General features: G+C 52.0%; 13 protein-coding genes. 11 read left to right on the top strand and 2 right to left on the bottom strand.

Going from position 1 to position 17,384, the window contains the following annotated elements; genetic code table 11:
- Positions 1–9: 9 nt before the first annotated feature.
- From sufB to J4864_RS04405, 11 genes are all read left to right on the top strand, one after another.
- Complete coding sequence (gene sufB / locus J4864_RS04455) at positions 10–1,455, top strand: Fe-S cluster assembly protein SufB (RefSeq protein ID WP_211813829.1); 1,446 nt, start codon at positions 10–12, stop codon at positions 1,453–1,455.
- 18 nt (positions 1,456–1,473) lie between these two features.
- A complete protein-coding gene (locus J4864_RS04450) occupies positions 1,474–1,878 on the top strand; it encodes a hypothetical protein (protein ID WP_211813827.1) in 405 nt (134 codons plus the stop codon).
- 12 nt (positions 1,879–1,890) lie between these two features.
- Positions 1,891–2,649 carry a Fe-S cluster assembly ATPase SufC gene (sufC, locus tag J4864_RS04445; RefSeq protein ID WP_211813826.1) on the top strand — a complete coding sequence of 253 codons (759 nt, stop codon included), beginning with the start codon at positions 1,891–1,893 and terminating at the stop codon, positions 2,647–2,649.
- A gap of 109 nt (positions 2,650–2,758) precedes the next feature.
- Positions 2,759–4,102, top strand: a complete 1,344-nt coding sequence (gene sufD / locus J4864_RS04440) for a Fe-S cluster assembly protein SufD (RefSeq protein WP_211813824.1) — start codon at positions 2,759–2,761, stop codon at positions 4,100–4,102.
- Positions 4,103–4,183: 81 nt separating this feature from the next.
- On the top strand, positions 4,184–5,401 hold the full coding sequence (locus tag J4864_RS04435) for a cysteine desulfurase (RefSeq protein WP_211813822.1): 1,218 nt from the start codon (positions 4,184–4,186) through the stop codon (positions 5,399–5,401).
- A 145-nt stretch (positions 5,402–5,546) separates the two neighbouring features.
- Positions 5,547–6,149, top strand: a complete 603-nt coding sequence (locus tag J4864_RS04430) for a ribonuclease HII (RefSeq protein ID WP_211813820.1) — start codon at positions 5,547–5,549, stop codon at positions 6,147–6,149.
- 656 nt (positions 6,150–6,805) lie between these two features.
- Positions 6,806–10,081, top strand: coding sequence for a SusC/RagA family TonB-linked outer membrane protein (locus J4864_RS04425; protein WP_246479365.1), 3,276 nt, complete (start codon positions 6,806–6,808; stop codon positions 10,079–10,081).
- 20 nt (positions 10,082–10,101) lie between these two features.
- Entirely contained in the window at positions 10,102–11,772 is a 1,671-nt protein-coding gene (locus tag J4864_RS04420) for a RagB/SusD family nutrient uptake outer membrane protein (RefSeq protein WP_211813818.1), read from the top strand.
- 29 nt (positions 11,773–11,801) lie between these two features.
- Positions 11,802–12,557 (top strand): hypothetical protein, encoded by a 756-nt coding sequence (locus J4864_RS04415; RefSeq protein WP_211813816.1) that lies wholly within the window; start codon positions 11,802–11,804, stop codon positions 12,555–12,557.
- Between the two features lie 123 nt (positions 12,558–12,680).
- On the top strand, positions 12,681–13,613 hold the full coding sequence (locus J4864_RS04410; RefSeq protein ID WP_211813815.1) for a helix-turn-helix transcriptional regulator: 933 nt from the start codon (positions 12,681–12,683) through the stop codon (positions 13,611–13,613).
- A 264-nt stretch (positions 13,614–13,877) separates the two neighbouring features.
- A complete protein-coding gene (locus J4864_RS04405; protein ID WP_394370995.1) occupies positions 13,878–15,080 on the top strand; it encodes an SGNH/GDSL hydrolase family protein in 1,203 nt (400 codons plus the stop codon).
- Between the two features lie 344 nt (positions 15,081–15,424).
- Here J4864_RS04405 and J4864_RS04400 read toward each other — a convergent pair whose 3' ends face one another.
- Both J4864_RS04400 and J4864_RS04395 read right to left on the bottom strand, forming a co-directional pair.
- Entirely contained in the window at positions 15,425–16,417 is a 993-nt protein-coding gene (locus J4864_RS04400; protein ID WP_040555117.1) for a glycine N(alpha)-acyltransferase GlsB, read from the bottom strand.
- A gap of 64 nt (positions 16,418–16,481) precedes the next feature.
- The gene (locus J4864_RS04395) at positions 16,482–17,330 is read right to left on the bottom strand and encodes a lyso-glycine lipid O-acyltransferase GlsA (RefSeq protein ID WP_211813811.1); all 849 of its coding nucleotides are present in this window, start codon (positions 17,328–17,330) and stop codon (positions 16,482–16,484) included.
- Positions 17,331–17,384 lie beyond the last annotated feature (54 nt).

The following is a 17,384-nucleotide window of genomic DNA, read 5'->3' as shown; positions in this document are numbered from 1 at the left end:
GAATTACAAATGGATGAAAACAAGAATAATGAATTTGTAAAGAAGGTCGCAGAGCAGAAGTACGAGTTCGGCTTTACAACCGATGTACATACAGAGGTCATCCCGAAAGGACTGAACGAGAAGATTGTCCGGCTCATTTCGCAGAAGAAAGGGGAGCCGGAGTGGCTCCTCGATTTTCGTTTGAAGGCTTTCCACTACTGGGAGACGCTGCCCGTCCCTACATGGGGTCATCTGCATCTGCCCGAGCTGCACCTGCAGGACATCTCCTATTACGCCGATCCCTTGGCGAAGAAACCCAAGAACAAGGAGATGGATCCGGAGCTGGCAAAGACCTTCGACAAGCTGGGGATTCCACTGGAGGAACGGCTCGCATTGAGCGGCACGGCAGTCGATGCCATCATGGACTCCGTGTCTGTAAAGACAACCTTCAAGAAGCAGCTGGCAGAGAAAGGAATCATCTTCTGCTCTATCGGCGAGGCCGTCAAGGAACATCCCGATCTGGTACGGCAGTACCTCGGAAGCGTCGTCCCCTATCGAGACAACTATTCCGCCGCACTGAACTCCGCCGTATTCAGCGACGGCTCCTTCGTGTATATTCCCAAGGGGGTTCGCTGTCCGATGGAACTCAGTTCGTACTTCCGCATCAATGCCATCAACACGGGGCAGTTTGAACGCACGCTGATCGTAGCCGACGATGATGCCTATGTCAGCTATCTTGAGGGCTGTACGGCTCCGATGCGCGATGAAAACCAGCTGCATGCAGCAGTGGTGGAAATCGTCGTGAACGACAATGCCGAAGTGAAATACTCGACCGTCCAGAACTGGTATCCGGGCGATGAGAACGGAAAGGGAGGCGTTTTGAACCTCGTGACAAAGCGCGGCGAGCTGCGTGGCGTGAACTCCAAGCTGTCATGGACACAGGTTGAGACAGGCTCTGCCATCACCTGGAAATATCCGTCCTGCGTGCTGAAGGGCGACAACTCACAGGCCGAGTTCTATTCTGTCGCCGTGACGAACAACTATCAGGAGGCTGACACCGGTACGAAGATGATTCACATCGGCAAGAACACCAAGAGCACCATCATCTCGAAAGGCATCTCTGCCGGACACAGCCAGAACTCTTACCGCGGGCTGGTCCGTGCGACGGCAAATGCAGAGAATGCCCGCAACTACTCGAGCTGTGACTCGCTTCTCCTGGGTTCAGACTGCGGTGCACATACCTTCCCTTACATGGATATCCACAACGATACGGCCATTGTGGAACATGAAGCGACAACATCAAAGATCAGTGAAGACCAGCTCTTCTACTGCAACCAGCGCGGCATTCCCACGGAGGATGCCGTCGGGCTGATTGTCAACGGCTATGCGAAGGATGTTCTCAACAAGCTCCCGATGGAGTTCGCCGTAGAGGCACAGAAACTCCTCTCCGTGACATTGGAGGGAACAGTAGGGTGATATAACAGAACGGACAATATGCGAAAAGTCATTCTCATCACGTCTGGCCTGCTGCTCGCGACAATGCTCCAGGCCCAGTCATGGCAGTTGAAGCCATGGCGGAAGTTTCTTATAGATGAACAGGTGAAGCGAGATACGACAAGTACTTGTCGGTCGGTAATGGGTAACGCCGCTGTACCGATGCCTTATGACCGTCGTCTTTTTCACACGGTAACGGGTTCAGGGTTTATAAAGGATCCGCCTCCTTACAAGAAGAAGCCTAAGTCCTTCTTTGGTGGCAACGATACGTCACCGTCGCTTTTCGATGAGCAGCGCGAACGGGAGAGGTCGGAGAGAATGGCCCGCGGCGACTATCACACTTCCGATTTCTTAGCGGATATGGTGTGTGACATCATTGACATTCTTATTTTGAAAAGTAAATAAAAAAGAAACAATATGTTAGAAGTAAGAAACCTGCACGCAACGATTGCAGGTAAAGAAATATTAAAGGGCATCAACCTCACGGTGAAAGACGGTGAGGTACATGCCATCATGGGACCTAACGGCTCGGGTAAGTCAACGCTCAGTGCCGTACTTACAGGTAATCCGCTCTATGAAGTGACCGACGGCATGGCTGTCTTCAATGGAAAGAATCTCTTGGAGATGAAGCCGGAAGACCGTTCTCATGAAGGGCTCTTCCTTTCTTTCCAGTATCCGGTGGAGATTCCGGGAGTGAGCATGACCAACTTCATGAAGGCGGCCGTCAATGCCAAGCGTGCTTATCAGGGACTCGAACCGCTGAAGGCGGCCGAGTTCATGGCTCTTATGCGGGAGAAACGCCGGCTGGTGGGCATGGACTCCAACCTGTCCCGCCGCAGTGTGAACGAAGGCTTCTCGGGTGGTGAGAAGAAACGCAATGAAATCTTCCAGATGGCGATGCTCGAACCGAAGCTGAGCATCCTCGACGAGACCGATTCCGGCCTTGATGTTGACGCCATGCGCATCGTAGCGGAAGGGGTGAACAAGATGCATACTGATGAGACGTCCACCATCGTCATCACCCACTATGAACGTCTGCTCGACATGATCAAACCGGATGTCGTCCATGTACTTTACAAGGGTCGTATTGTCAAGACGGCAGGTCCGGAGCTTGCCAAGGAAATTGAACAACGGGGCTACGACTGGATCAAGGAAGAGGTGGATGCCGGAGACTGAAAGGCTGCCGTTTATCTTGATTGTCCAGTCCGGCTGGTGTCCCTGTGAGTCATGGGGATTGTCTTATCCGCTATATCCAGCCGGCTGAAACGCCTAAAAAGAAACAACAATGCAAAGCGAAAAACAATATATAGACCTCTACAACGAGGCGCAGCAGATGATCAAGGATCATGCTGCACCCGTTCTCAATGAGGTGCGCGACAAGGCTTTCGAGGACTTCCGCCGGCTTGGCTTCCCTGACAGGAAAGTGGAACGCTACAAGTACACGGATATGCAGAAGCTCTTTGAGCCGGACTATGGCCTGAATCTCAACCGCCTTGAGATTCCTGTCAATCCCTACGAGACTTTCAAGTGCGATGTTCCCAACCTCAGCACTTCCCTTTATTTCATTGTCAACGACCAGTTCTATACCAAGGCGTTGCCGAAGACAAAGCTCAACGACGGCATCATCGTCGACAGTCTGAACCGCATGGCGACAGAACATCCGGAACTGGTGCGGAAGTACTATGGCAGTATTGCCCACACAGAAGCCGATGCCGTAACGGCACTGAACACGATGCTGGCACAGGACGGACTCTTCATCTATGTGCCGAAGAACGTACAGATGGAACGCACCGTGCAGGTGGTCAACATCCTCCGCTCGGATGTCGACCTGATGGTCAACCGCCGTGTGCTCATTGTCCTCGAGGAAGGTGCGAAAGCCCAGTTCCTCTTCTGCGACCATGCTGCCGACAACCGGAACTTCCTCGCCACACAGGTCATCGAGGCTTTCGTGGGCGACAATGCACGTCTGGAACTGAACTGTCTGGAAGAGACTCATGCGAAGAACACGCGGGTTTCCAACGTTTATATAGAGCAGCAGCGCAACTCCCGTGTCAGCCACAACGTCATCACGCTGCACAACGGTGTGACTCGCAATATGCTCGACCTTGTCTTCAAGGGTGAGGGCAGCGAGTGCTTCTGCAACGGCTGTGTGGTTGCAGACAAAAGCCAGCACGTGGACAACAACACGCTCATCGACCATCAGGTGCCCCACTGCACGAGCAACGAACTCTACAAATACGTTCTTGACGGAAATGCCGTCGGTGCCTTCGCCGGCCGTGTGCTTGTCCGCAAAGGCGCGCAGAAGACGCTCTCGCAGGAGAACAACCGTAACCTCTGCGCCAGCAGGACAAGCCGTATGTTCACGCAGCCGATGCTCGAAATCTATGCGGATGATGTACAGTGCAACCACGGCTCGACCGTCGGACAGCTCAATGATGCCGCCCTCTTCTATATGCAGCAGCGCGGTATCGACCGCAAGGAAGCCAAGCTCCTTCTTGAGTTCGCCTTCGTCAACGAGGTCATCGACAAGATGGAGCTTGAGCCGTTGCGCGACCGCCTCCACCACTTGGTAGAGAAACGCTTCCGGGGCGAGCTGGACAAGTGCGAAGGCTGCACGATGTGTAAATAGTATGACATCGGGCTTATGGGGATATTTTGCCCCATAAGCCCGATTTGCCTGATAAGGCAGACAAGTCCAATACAAGAAAATATGTACGATATCAACAAAGTCCGGGATTCCTTCCCGATTCTCTCCCGCACGGTTTACGGCAAGCCGCTGGTTTACCTTGACAACGGCGCCACCACGCAGAAACCGCTCTGCGTACTGGATGCCATGCGCGAGGAATACCTCAATGTGAATGCCAACGTACACCGTGGTGTACACTGGCTGTCGCAACAGGCAACCGACTTGCATGAGGCTGCACGTGAGACGGTACGGAAGTTCATCAACGCACGTTCCGCAAATGAGATTATCTTTACCCGTGGGACGACGGAGAGCCTGAACCTCGTTGCCTCCAGCTTCACAGAGGGCTGCATGAAGGAAGGCGACGAGGTGATTGTCTCTACGATGGAACACCACTCCAACATCGTCCCCTGGCAGCTGCAGGCACAGCGCAGGGGGATTGTCCTGAAGGTGATCCCGATGACTGAAGAAGGCGTGCTGGACCTGGACGCATACCGGAAGCTCTTTACAGAGCGCACACGGCTTGTGAGCATTACCCATGTCAGCAATGTCCTCGGAACGGTCAATCCCGTCAAGGAGATGACACACGTTGCCCATGAGCATGGCGTACCGGTCATGGTGGACGGTGCGCAGAGCGTACCCCATTTCGCTGTCGATGTACAGGAACTCGGCTGCGACTTCCTCGCCTTCAGCGGGCACAAGGTCTACGGCCCGACGGGCGTCGGCGTGCTTTACGGCAAGGAGGCGTGGCTCGACAGGCTGCCGCCTTATCAGGGCGGCGGCGAGATGATCGGACACGTGAGCTTCGAGAAGACCACCTTTGAGCGGCCACCATTGAAGTTCGAGGCCGGCACTCCTGACTATGTCGCCACACACGGACTAGCCAAAGCCCTCGACTATGTCTCTTCGCTGGGCATGGACAATATCCTTTCCCACGAACAGGATCTCACCCGGTATGCCCTCCGGCAGCTGCGTACCGTTGAGGGCATACACATCTACGGACACGGTAACGGCAGCGGTGATGCCGTCATCAGCTTCAATGTCGGCAATATCCATCCCATGGACCTCGGCACACTGCTCGACCAGCTCGGCATCGCCGTCCGCACGGGTCACCATTGTGCCCAGCCGCTGATGGACCGGCTTGGCGTCCTCGGTACTGTCCGTGCCTCCTTCGGTCTCTACAACACCCGCGGGGAGGTCGATGCTTTGGTAGCCGGCATCAGGCGGGTTTCTGTAATGTTTTAGGAGAGGGCAGGCGGTGATAGGCGATGATAAGTGTTAATGAGAACCTATAAACGCCTATCATCGCCTGTCATCTCCTATCCCCGCCTATCCCCGCTTATTATCGCCTATCACCGCCTACCCCTATCCCCCTTTATTCTTATCCTTTATGCTGAAAAATCATTATTATCAAGATCTTGTTGAGGCCGGCTGCGACGAAGCCGGGAGGGGCTGCCTTGCCGGAAGCGTTTATGCAGCAGCGGTCATCCTGCCTCCCGGTTACCAGAACAGCCTGCTGGACGACTCCAAGAAGCTGACCCCCGGAAAGCGTTATGCCCTCCGTGATACCATAGAACACGATGCCGTGGCCTGGGCTGTGGGAATCGTCACACCCGAGGAAATCGACAGAATCAATATCCTCAATGCTTCTTTCCTCGCCATGCACCGTGCGCTGGACCAGCTCAAAGTACGGCCGGAGGCAGTCATCGTGGACGGCAACCGCTTCACTCCCTACCGGAAGCTGCCCTTTGCCACCATCGTCAAGGGCGACGGTAAATATCTTTCCATAGCGGCGGCTTCCATCCTCGCCAAGACTTACCGGGATGATTATATGTGCTCACTGGCAGAAGAATATCCACAATACGGCTGGCAGAAGAATATGGGCTATCCCACGAAGAAGCACCGGCAGGCGATCCGGGAGTACGGTATCACCCCTTATCACCGGAAAAGCTACAACCTGCTGGGCGACACGCAGCTGTCTTTCGACTTCTGATGCCGGAGGGAGAAAAAAAACTCCTGCCGGGAGTGCCGTCCTTCAGGTCTGTACTTCTTGTCAGAACCCGGCGGCAGCCGGAATGGTCGGCAGCCGTCGGGAATGCGGTTCCCAGCCGCTGGGAATGCGAGTCCCGGCCGTTGGGAATGCGATTCCCACACGGTTGGGAATGTCATTCCCGACGGCCGGATGCGGCAGGTCGGCCTGCGGGCAAGGACGGCGACCGTTGGCGCTCCTTCCCGATACTGTCGCCGGCCTCCCCCTCTTCCGTCGTCCGCCTTTCTGTGCATGTTCCGTTCAGTGTGCCGCCTTCCGACTGTAAAGCGGATGGTGGCATTTGGTAGATGTCAGGTGGATTTACCTGTCAGATTGTACGGATGTGTATTACATACAATATAAAATGTTCGTGTTCACTTTTGAATGCGAACATTTTGCTTTCTGTGACGTTTCTTGTCTTTTTTCACGGCTGAACACTTAATTAATGTGAAAAAACAAAACTTATGTTTACATTCGTTTGGATGTTAAAAAAAACTATGTTAGCTTTGTAACCTGACGAGAATACCCTTCTTGCCGGAACCTGACGATTGGTTTTGTGAATTTTACCAGTTGCAATGAGACAAACAGAGTATATTTATTGTTAACAAAAAAGCGATTTTATGAAAAAAAGACTAACCATGTTTTTAGCCGTGTTCTTCCTCTGTATGGGAACAGCACTGGCGCAAACAGAGATTAGCGGAACCGTAATCTCTTCGGATGACGGGCAGCCCGTAGTCGGTGCGTCTATCCTCGTGGTAGGGACGCAGACGGGAACCGCGACGAACATAGACGGGCATTTCTCGTTGCCTGTCAAGGCTGGTTCTAAGATTACAGTGTCCTACATCGGCATGAAGACGCAGACGCTGACGGGTAAGGCACACATGAAAATCACGCTTGATCCGGACGGGAAGGTGATGGACGAGGTGATGGTCGTTGCCTTCGGTACGCAGTCCAAGGCCTCATTTGCCGGTTCTGCAGCCGTTGTCAATTCCGGTGATTTGAAAAAGAAGATTACTACCAATGTGGCTGATGCGCTCATCGGGTCGGTCCCGGGCTTGCAGCTGACAGGCGGATCCGGTGCTCCCGGTGCTGGAAATGCGAACATCCATATCCGTGGTATCGCTTCTCTTTATGCTTCTACAGATCCGTTGATCATCGTCGACGGTGCTCCTTACCCTGCTTCTCTGAGCAACATTCCGCAGGACGACATCGAGAGCGTTACCGTTCTGAAGGATGCCTCCTCTGCTGCTCTTTATGGTGCACGCGGTGCGGCAGGTGTCATACTGATTACAACGAAGAAAGGCAAAGGCAAGGCAAACATCAATGCTGAGATGAAATGGGGTGCGACGAGCCGCAGTATTCAGGACTATGATGTGTTCACGGATCCCGGCGAGTTCATGGAGGCTTACTATTCACAGTTCTTCAACTATGCTTTCTACAAGCAGGGTATGACACGTGAACAGGCTAATAAGTGGGCGAATGATAACATGATCACCAATCGCAGCTTCGGATTGCAGTATAATCCATATACACTTCCCGCCGGTGAGAATCTTATCGGGCTTGATGGTAAGTTGAATCCGAAGGCGACCCTCGGACGCGCTTACGAATATAATGGTACAAAGTACTACCTCCAGCCGGATGACTGGAAGGATGAGGCATACCGCCATGGATTCCGTCAGGAGTATAACATCAATGTAAGTGGTGGTGATTCCAAGATGAGCTATTACTCGAGTGTAGGTTACCTGAAAGAGAAAGGTGTACTGGAGAACTCCGGATATGAGCGGTTTACGGCTCGGTTGAAGGCGGACTATCAGGCTACCAACTGGCTGCACCTCTTGGCAAATGCCGGATATGTGCATTCTGACCGTGAGTCGAATCCTAATCTGAGCGATACCAAGACCGATGCGGCTAACCTGGGTTATTTCACTCAGTATATTGCTCCTATCTATCCTGTCTACGTCCGTACACTGGATGCAAACGGTAATCCGGTGATTGCTACAGATCAATACGGTCACCCGAAATATGACTTCGGTGTGCCGGCAACAAACTATCCGGGCATCGGGACCCGGCCTTTCCTCAGTACAGGTAACCCGCTGGGCGCGAACAGGTACAACAAGCAGAATACCATACTCGATCAGTTGCAGGGACAGTTCAACTTTGATGTTACGCTGACTCCGTGGCTGAAGTTCAATTCGATGAACTCCATCACCCTTTTACTGACGCGTTATTCTTTCTATGAGAATCCTTTTATCGGCAGTGCAGCTGCGGACAAGGGGCGCATTAATAAGGATGCCGGGGTCAGCTATCGTTGGAACTATGTCCAGACGTTGACGGGGCATAAGGCCTTTGGCCTGCATGATGTCCAGCTGATGGTAGGACATGAGTGGTACAAGTCTAATTATAACTATCTGGAAGCATTGGCTCGTGGTGGCTTCTCGCCGGATATCAAGGAAATCAATGCGTTTGCAGATCGTTATGACAGCTATTCTTATCGTACCATCTATAATGTGGAAGGATATTTTGCCAATTTGCTTTACAACTATGACCAGAAGTATTTCGCACAGGCTTCTTTCCGTCGTGATGCTTCCAGCCGCTTCGCAAAGAAAAACCGTTGGGGTAACTTCTGGAGCATTGGAGGAGCGTGGATTCTCAGCAAAGAAAAGTTCTTCCAGGATCTGAATGCCAAGTGGGTTGACAATCTGAAGTTTAAAGTCTCTATCGGACAGCAGGGTAACGATGGTATTCCTGATTTCAACTATGTCGACCGTTACAGCCTGGTACGTGGTGAGAAGTCGATGTTGCCTTCGTTCACTTCCATTGGCAATCCTGACATTACCTGGGAGACGACTACCAACTTCAACCTCGGTCTTGAATTTGCACTCTTCCAGAATCGTTTGAATGGTGAGCTCAACTGCTATACCAAGAAGACAACGGATATGCTTTTCTGGCTGGGTGTTCCGGAGAGTGTAGGTGTACGGGGTTACTATGGTAACATTGGAGACATCCGCAACTCAGGTGTCGAGTTTACGCTCGGCGGAGACATCATCCGTACGAAGAATATTGTATGGAGTGCTTCGGCGAATATTTCTCACAACCGTGCAAAGGCTTTGAAGCTCGACCCTACCAAGATTGCACAGTATGGCGGATTCTCACAGGCGGATGTCAGTGCAGGATTCAATATCCCGATGTGGTACGCAGAAGGTCAACCACTCTACAATGGAATGATGGCTGATTATGCCGGTGTGAATGAAAAGGGACAGCCGCTTTACTGGGTTGACGAGGACATCTACAAGGAGTTCAAAGCCGGCAGGCTGTCAAACAGTAACAAGCCGGGAACGAAGCATTCTTTCACAACGACGGATTGGAGTGAGGCTACGAATTATACCCATGAGATGTTACCGGCTGCCAATGGCGGCTTCACCACGACACTGAGAGTTTACGATTTTGACCTCAATGCTACATTTGACTATCAGATCGGCGGTAAGATCTATGATTTCGGCTATGCTTCGCTGATGAATAATGTCAGGACAAAGGGAGACGGATCAAATCTGTCCAAGGATATATTGAAGTCTTGGACTCCAAACAATACTTCCACCGATATTCCACGTTTCATGTACACGGATCCTGACTTGACGGCACAGTCCACGCGTTTCCTTACGAGTGCGCGGTTCCTCAATTTCCAGTCGTTTACGGTCGGTTATACCGTTCCGACAAAACTGGTCCGTAAGTTGATGCTGAGCAAAATCCGTCTTTATGTACAAGGACAGAACCTTTGCTTCTGGTCTGCCCGCAAGGGACTTGATCCCCGCTTCAGCTTCCAGGGAACATCTCACTCGGGTGTCAATTCCTATGCGCCTGTACGTACAGTCATGGGCGGTCTGCAGGTTTCTTTCTAATTAACAAAAAGAATATGACAATGAATAAGATTTTTTCAACAATACTCCTGGCGGCTTTAGGCACTTCTGTGCTTACGGGTTGTATCGAAGAGGTAGAGCCGCAGAGCAATGTCGCTTCACTGGATCAGGTGGCGAGAGCTCCGGGTGCCTTTGATAACATGGTCAGCGCACTGACAACGAACCTCAGCGGAAAGAGAACGTATTCTCCCAGGAGAAACAACGTGTGGGATTTCGGCTATACGGCGTTCTTCCTTACCCGTGATGTTGAAGGACAGGATGTCGTGCCGGCAGGTGCCAATAATCATATTACTGCCTGGTACAACAACGTCAAGTACCTGGCATCTGGTTATGCCGTTACCCAGTTCCCATGGACCTGCTACTATTCGTGGATTACTGACTGTAACAACGCCATTAAAAGTGCCGGTGCTTCGGGATATAAAGAACCCGAAAACGCAAAAAAGACTGGTACAGGTATTGCTTATGCGATGCGCGCCATGTTCTATCTGGACTTGGTACGTATGTATGCGGCAAAACCTTATTCGGTTGATCCGAAAGCCTTGACAACGATTAAGGCTGATGAGTTGCGTACATTGCAGGAGGCTACTCATAGTGAGCGTATGACTTGGGAGGAAGCTTTCGATTTCATTCTGAAGGATCTTGACGCAGCAGAGAAGTATCTTGCGAACTATAAGAGATCGGACAAGTATACTCCTGATATCAGTGTCGTTTACGGCCTCAAGGCACGTACCTATCTTGAGAAGCAGGACTGGGCGAATGCCGAGAAGTATGCCAAGCTGGCACAGCAGGGCTACACGATGATGAGTGAAAGCGAGTTTTTGAGCCGTGACAATGGTTTCAACAAACCTAACAGTTCCTGGATGTTCGCTACACAGTTCCTTCCTACCGACCCCAATATCAAAGATAATGACGGTGACGACTCCTGGGGATCTGTAATGATGATGGAAGGCGGATTCGACGGCGGATATGCCTCTTCATACGGTGGTGTGATGGTGATTGACCGTCATCTCTATTCTACGATTCCCAGTACGGATTTCCGTCGCAAGTGCTGGGTGGACTTCTCTTTGGACGGCATGAGCAAAGCGGCTGCCATCAACAAGCTGGGAGACTACTCTAATTATCCCGAGCGCGTCTACAAGTCAGGGATGGAATACTCCAAATACGGTCTTGGCGGTTTGTCTTTGAAGTTCCGCAATGCAGCGGGGAAAGCTGATGTCAAGTACGATGCCTGGTGTGTATCAGTCCCTTTGATGCGTGTTGAGGAAATGAAGCTTATCGAGGCTGAAGCCGCAGGGATGCAGGATGAAGCACGTGGTAAGGCGTTGTTGGAAGCATTTGCCAAGACGCGAGACCCGCAGTATGTGTATGGCAAGCATACAGATGCTTATTACAATGTCAGTACGTCTCTTTTCCAGAACGAAGTCTGGTGGCAGCGCCGTGTAGAGCTCTGGGGTGAAGGTTTTGCTACTTTTGATATCAAACGTCTGAACAAGGGCATTATCCGCAGTTATGCTGGAACCAATCATCTTGAAAATGCGCGCTGGAATACGAAGGAACTGCCTAACTGGATGGTCTGGGCATTCGTGGGAACAGAGTCTGACAACAATGGAGGTATGACTCGTAATCCTGATCCGGTTCAGCCTGCCGCCGACTCTGATCCGTATGTTTTCTAAGCAATTGACGAATATAAAAGCAAAAGATTATGAAGAAATACATTAAGAGTTTACTGTTACTTACCCTTGCCGCCGTTGTTTTTACGGGCTGTAAGGAAGAGTATGGCACGGAGCCGGGCAATGACGGCACACCCGTTGGAACGGTTTATCAATACAAAGTCGGAGATGGGTACAATGCCGATAACGACTGTCTCTTCCGTGTAGCGACCAATGCTGCTGTCAGTGAAGTATATTATCTGGCTGAACTGAAGTCGGCTAAGGAAGCACGTAAGATGACAGAAGGTGAATATGCCGACTATGTCGTTTCCAATGGAAAGAAAGTTGACGTGAAGCCTTCTGATTACAAGGATGTCTATGTTACGGATCTGCACGGGCTTTATTCCATAACCGTTGTTGCGGTGAATGGTGGCACGAAGACTTCGCAGAGTATCGACTTCGAGGGGCTTGACTACAAGGCTTTTGGTACAGGAACATATACCTCGGAAATGTTCGGCAATATCGGTACCGTCAATGTCGAGTATTCAGAAGTGGGCAATCGCTACCGTATCAAGGATCTGTGGAAACAGGGACATGGCTTCTCTTTCAGCCCGAACGGAAGTAAGGTGACAGTCTATCCTTCTTCCATGGAGACGGGGGTTACTCATTCGAAGTATGGAATGATCAGTGTAACAGACCAGGGAAGTACTTATGACGAAGGGACAAAGACGTTCACTTTCAATTTCAATTTCACGGTTGCTGCAGGCTCTTTCGGCCCAATGAAGGAGGTTCTGGTCTTGAACAAGTAAGGTTTGAAGACGAATGATATTGACTCTCTGTACAGGCTATATGCCTGTACAGAGAGTTTCTTCATGCTAAGACAATTAATGGCCTTCCTGTGCGTTTAGTACTATACAGGATAAGTGTTATTTATGAGATTTGACAAACTAAAGAAGCAGTTAGGGCTGTTGATACTCTTGTCGGACGGTCGCAACTATACGGTGGACGAACTGTGCGAGAGGATGGAACTGTCACGGAGGAACTTCTATTATCTGCTTGACTTCATCAAGCATGCCGGCTTCATCGTCTTCAAGCATGAGGGGTTTTATCATATCGACCGCCGTTCGCCCTTCTTCACCCAGCTGCTGCAGGCCATCCAGTTCACGGACAATGATGTCAGGACGATTCATAGCCTGCTGACGATGGCTGGCGACAACAGCATGATGGTGAACCGGCTGCGGCGGAAGATAGAGAGTGCCTATGCCCTTTCCGTGTCTACCCACTCTCCCATCCGGCGGCAGGTGGACAGCAAGCTGAAAGTTCTCAGGAAAGCCATGGAACATAAGCGGATGGTGCGCCTGGTCGGCTATTCCAGTCCGCACAGCCATACCGTGAAGGACCGTATCGTCGAACCTTTCCTCCTGCTGCATGATGATCAGGATGTGCGGTGCTACGAACTGCTGTCCCATGAGAACAAGACCTTCAAGCTCTCCCGGATGGAGAGGGTGGAAGAGGTGGATGTCCCATGGCTGCATGAGGACCAGCACCGTCAGGTGTTTACCGATATATTCATGTTCTGCGGCGAGGACCGCCATCGGGTGAAGCTTCGGCTGGGACAGTTGTCGCACAATCTTTTCATAGAGGAGTATCCGCAGGGGGAATATCTTGTGACGCCTGACGGCGACGATACCTGGCTGCTGGACATAGAGGTCTGTGACTATCGGGGACTGGGACGGTTTGTCCTTGGCCTGTTCAAGGATATTGAAATCGTAGAGGGTGACGGGTTCAGGGAGTATATGAGAGAAGAGATAAGAAGCCTCACCCCCGGCCCCTCTCCGAATGGAGAGGGGAGTGGTCAGCGGTGAGGGAATGCTTAGCTGTTTTACATCACAGCCTATCCTCGTTTATCCTCGCTGATTGCCCATCTTCGCCTATCCCTGCTTATGCTCGCTTATCTTCGCCCATCCCTGGTTATGCTCGCTTATCTCCGCTTATCCCTATCTTCGTTTATCCACGTTTATCATCGCTTATCATCGCTTATGCCATTCCCGCTTATCCTCGCTTATGTCCATCCTCGCCTGCCACATCCCCTCCTTTGGAGGGGTTTAGGGAGGCCTTAGCCCTATTTAATGATTTATATGACAAAGAGACTTTTACAGCTACTGTTTTTGATTATCGGCCTGTCCGTCCATGCACAGCAACCGTGCTGGGTGGGGACATGGGCCTGTGCTCCGCAGACTGTCGACAAGACATTCATGCCTTACAACAACCAGATGAGCGACCGGTCAGTACGACAGATCGTGAAAGTCAGTATCGGCGGCAGTGTCATCCGTCTGCAGCTGAGCAACGAGCTTTCTTCGGAACCGCTTGAAATCACGAGCGTCTATATCGCAAGGGCTGGAGTCGGATCTGTCATCCGGCAACATTCGGCAAAGTACCTCCTGTTCGGCAAGAAGCGGCGAGTGACGGTTCCTGCCGGGAAGGCGGTCTTCTCGGATGCGTTGAAGTTTGCCCTGCATCCCTTGGAACGTGTCGCCATCACGGTCAACTACCTTAAAGCTCCGAAAGAGCCTACCGTCCATATGGGGTCGCGTACCACCTCCTATGTACTGAGAGGTGTGACGAATGCCCATACCGACTTTTCGACTGCTTTCAAGGAAGACCATTGGTTCAATATCACTGCCCTCGATGTACTGGATGCCACGGCCTCCAGCATAGCCATCCTTGGCAACAGCATCACGGACGGCAAGGGGAGCACCACCAATGCGCAGAACCGCTGGCCCGACTTCCTTTCAGCTGCATTGAATGGCGATGCTGCTTCCAATAGTTCCAAAGCTGCCAGAACGGGAATTCTGAACCTCGGAATCGGCAACAACCGCATCCTCTCCGTGGGATTGGGGCAGCCCGGAAAGGATCGGTTCGACCGGGACATACTGGGACAGCGGGGACTTCGTGCAGTCGTCATCTTCGAGGCGATCAACGACATCGGCACATCGATGAATCCCGATGAGACGGCACGCCAGCTGATAGAGGCCTACCGCCAGATGGCAAGAAAGGCTCGTCTGCGCGGGCTGAAAGTCTACATGGGGACGATAACACCGTTCAGAGGCTGTAAAGTCTATTTTACGGAAGCACGTGAGAAAGCACGGAAAACGGTGAATGAATGGATCAGAACAACACGTGAAATCGACGGTTTCATCGATTTTGATGCCCTCATGCGTGACCCTTCCGCCCCGGATCAGTTGCGGCGTGAATGGCATATCGGCGACTGGCTGCATCCCAATCCGGCCGGTTACAAGGAGATGGGGGAGTATGCGGCGAAGAAAATGTAGAGAGAGGACTGTCCGGTGAAACGTGGGGGCATGCCCCCGGGTGCGTCATTCCCCTTCAACGGGAGGTGGCGCATTGTCTTTGAAAGGCAAGTCTCCCTTTCCCCCTCAATAAGTTATGCTGGTATTGGACCGTATAATCCCCTTTCCTCTGCAAAAGAAACATTTACCATCACGCTTATGGGCAGCATAACGCCTCCCTCTGCACGTTTCCCTTTTCCGGCAACAGACGGTATGCTGTACCCTCACCGCACAACCGGGAAAAGGGCAGACCCATCCATCCGCAATGGATCAGTCTGCCCTTTCCGATTTCCTCAAAGCCTGCTGACGGCCTGCGCCGTCTGCCGCTATTGTTTTTCCTTGTAGATGACGTTGTTGGCTCCGCTGGTAAAGTTCAGTGCCTCAGGATGCTCGGCGACGAAACTCTCGATGTGCCGGATGCGCTTCTCCTCAAAGATTTCATCGACGGCAATGAGGATGCCTGTCTCCTCCACATCGCCGAAACCATAATTGATGGCTGTGCCAAAGAGCTTCATCGTCGGCGAGAGATTCATGTAAGCGTTGACCAGAGGCGGGATGTTGTACCCCAGCTCACGGATTTCACGGTTCAGTATCTTGTAGTCTTCCTTGAAGTCCCTGCCTTTGAACAGTGCGTCCAGTTCCGCTTCGGGAGTGTCGATTTTCAGCGGTTTGATCGGTAGAATGAGGTTGTCCTTGTCATCAAAATACTTCTTCAGGAAATAAAGGATCATGTCTCTTCCACGACGGATATAAGACGGGTACATCGTCATCTTTCCAAAGAAATACTTACAGTCAGGATTCAGGACCGTCAGTGCGCCGAGACCGTCCCAGAGGTTGTCGAGCGCGAAGATGCTCTTCGAGTTCCGCCTCACGTTCTGATATTCCAACGAGACGAACGAGCGTCCCAGCTCGACCGTGTAGGGAGCATATTCCTTCATGAACCTGTCAGAGAAACGGAACATGTGGCTCGTCGCCAGCACAGGCTGCCCGTCCGGTCCGGTTTCCCAGTCGCTTCCGAAAATGTAACGGTAGCCTCCGATGATTTCTTCCGCTTCCGGATTCCATACAATCAGCTGCCGGCAGCAGTTTTCCATCGTGTCGAACTCATCGATATCCATCGCCTTGCCCGTACCGCCCCCTGCCGTGCGGAACGCGATCTCACGCAGCCGGCCGATTTCCTTCATCACGTCGGGAGCGTTCTTTGCCGTCACTACGTAAATCTCGTTATGGCTCTTGTTGGTCATACGGAGCATCCTTTCAGGAGTCAGTTCCTTCTTGAGCAGCTCCTTACTGATGGGTTGGATGATTTCTTCTTCCATATTCTCTATCTGTTCTTTATGCTTTCTCTGTCGCTTCCGTCCGTCCTCCTCCAGTGTGCGGAGTCTATTTCCCCGCACCGGAACCTGCCATTTCGTACACCTTGTCCTCGACGAATTTCGCCCATTCCATCGGCGTCCGGCTTCTGTCGAAAGTCTGCCAGGGAATGGGTTTTCCGATCACGACCCGGAATGTTTTCCCAACGTTCCTGTACATTTCATCGACAAGGAAGAGCATGGCGATATTGATTTTCCGGACATACCGGTCGCTGAAATGCGCGATGCGGTAGAACCGTTCGGAGTTACCTCCTCCGAAGAAGATCGGCACCACGTCCCGATGATACTCCACGCTCTTGGTGATGAACGTCTTTTTCCATGCTATGTCGTGAATCCGTCCGTTGATTTTCCGGCTGTTCAGTCCGGCAGGAAACATCAGCATGTGGTTGTCGCTCCGGAAGCCTGCCTCCACCATGCGTGGGAAATCGCGGCTCTGCTTCCCAGTCTTGTTGATGCCGATGCACACCGGTTTCAGCCCCGGAAGATTCAGCAGCAGGTCGTTGACAAGATAGCGGAACTTGCCGTCGTAATGCCTGCCGATGATGGAGCCGAGCGCAACCCCGTCCTGTCCGCCGAGCGGATGGTTGGAGACGAAGGTGTAAAGCCTGCCGTCATCCTTGTCAGGGAGGTTCTCCAGCCCTTCCAGCTGCAGTGTCATGTCCAGGTAGCGTACGCAGGCTTCCAGCCATTCCGTGCCCGACAGTCTGCGGTTCTCCCACAGAAACAGGTTCACCTCGTCCTCGTGGATGATGTGCTTCAGCCAGTTCACGGCAAAGCGGGGTACGAATTTCGCCTTCGCACCCATCTTGTCTTCCAGAATCCTGTCGATGTCTATGGTCTTTTCCGCTTCGCCGCCCATCTTCTCAAAAGTCTTCTAATAATCTGCAAAAATAACGAAACGATTTGGAATAGC

The organism is Prevotella multiformis (assembly GCF_018127985.1).
GTDB lineage: Bacteria > Bacteroidota > Bacteroidia > Bacteroidales > Bacteroidaceae > Prevotella > Prevotella multiformis.
Note: the sequence above shows the minus strand (reverse complement) of the source record. Positions and strands in the feature narration are given on the sequence as shown.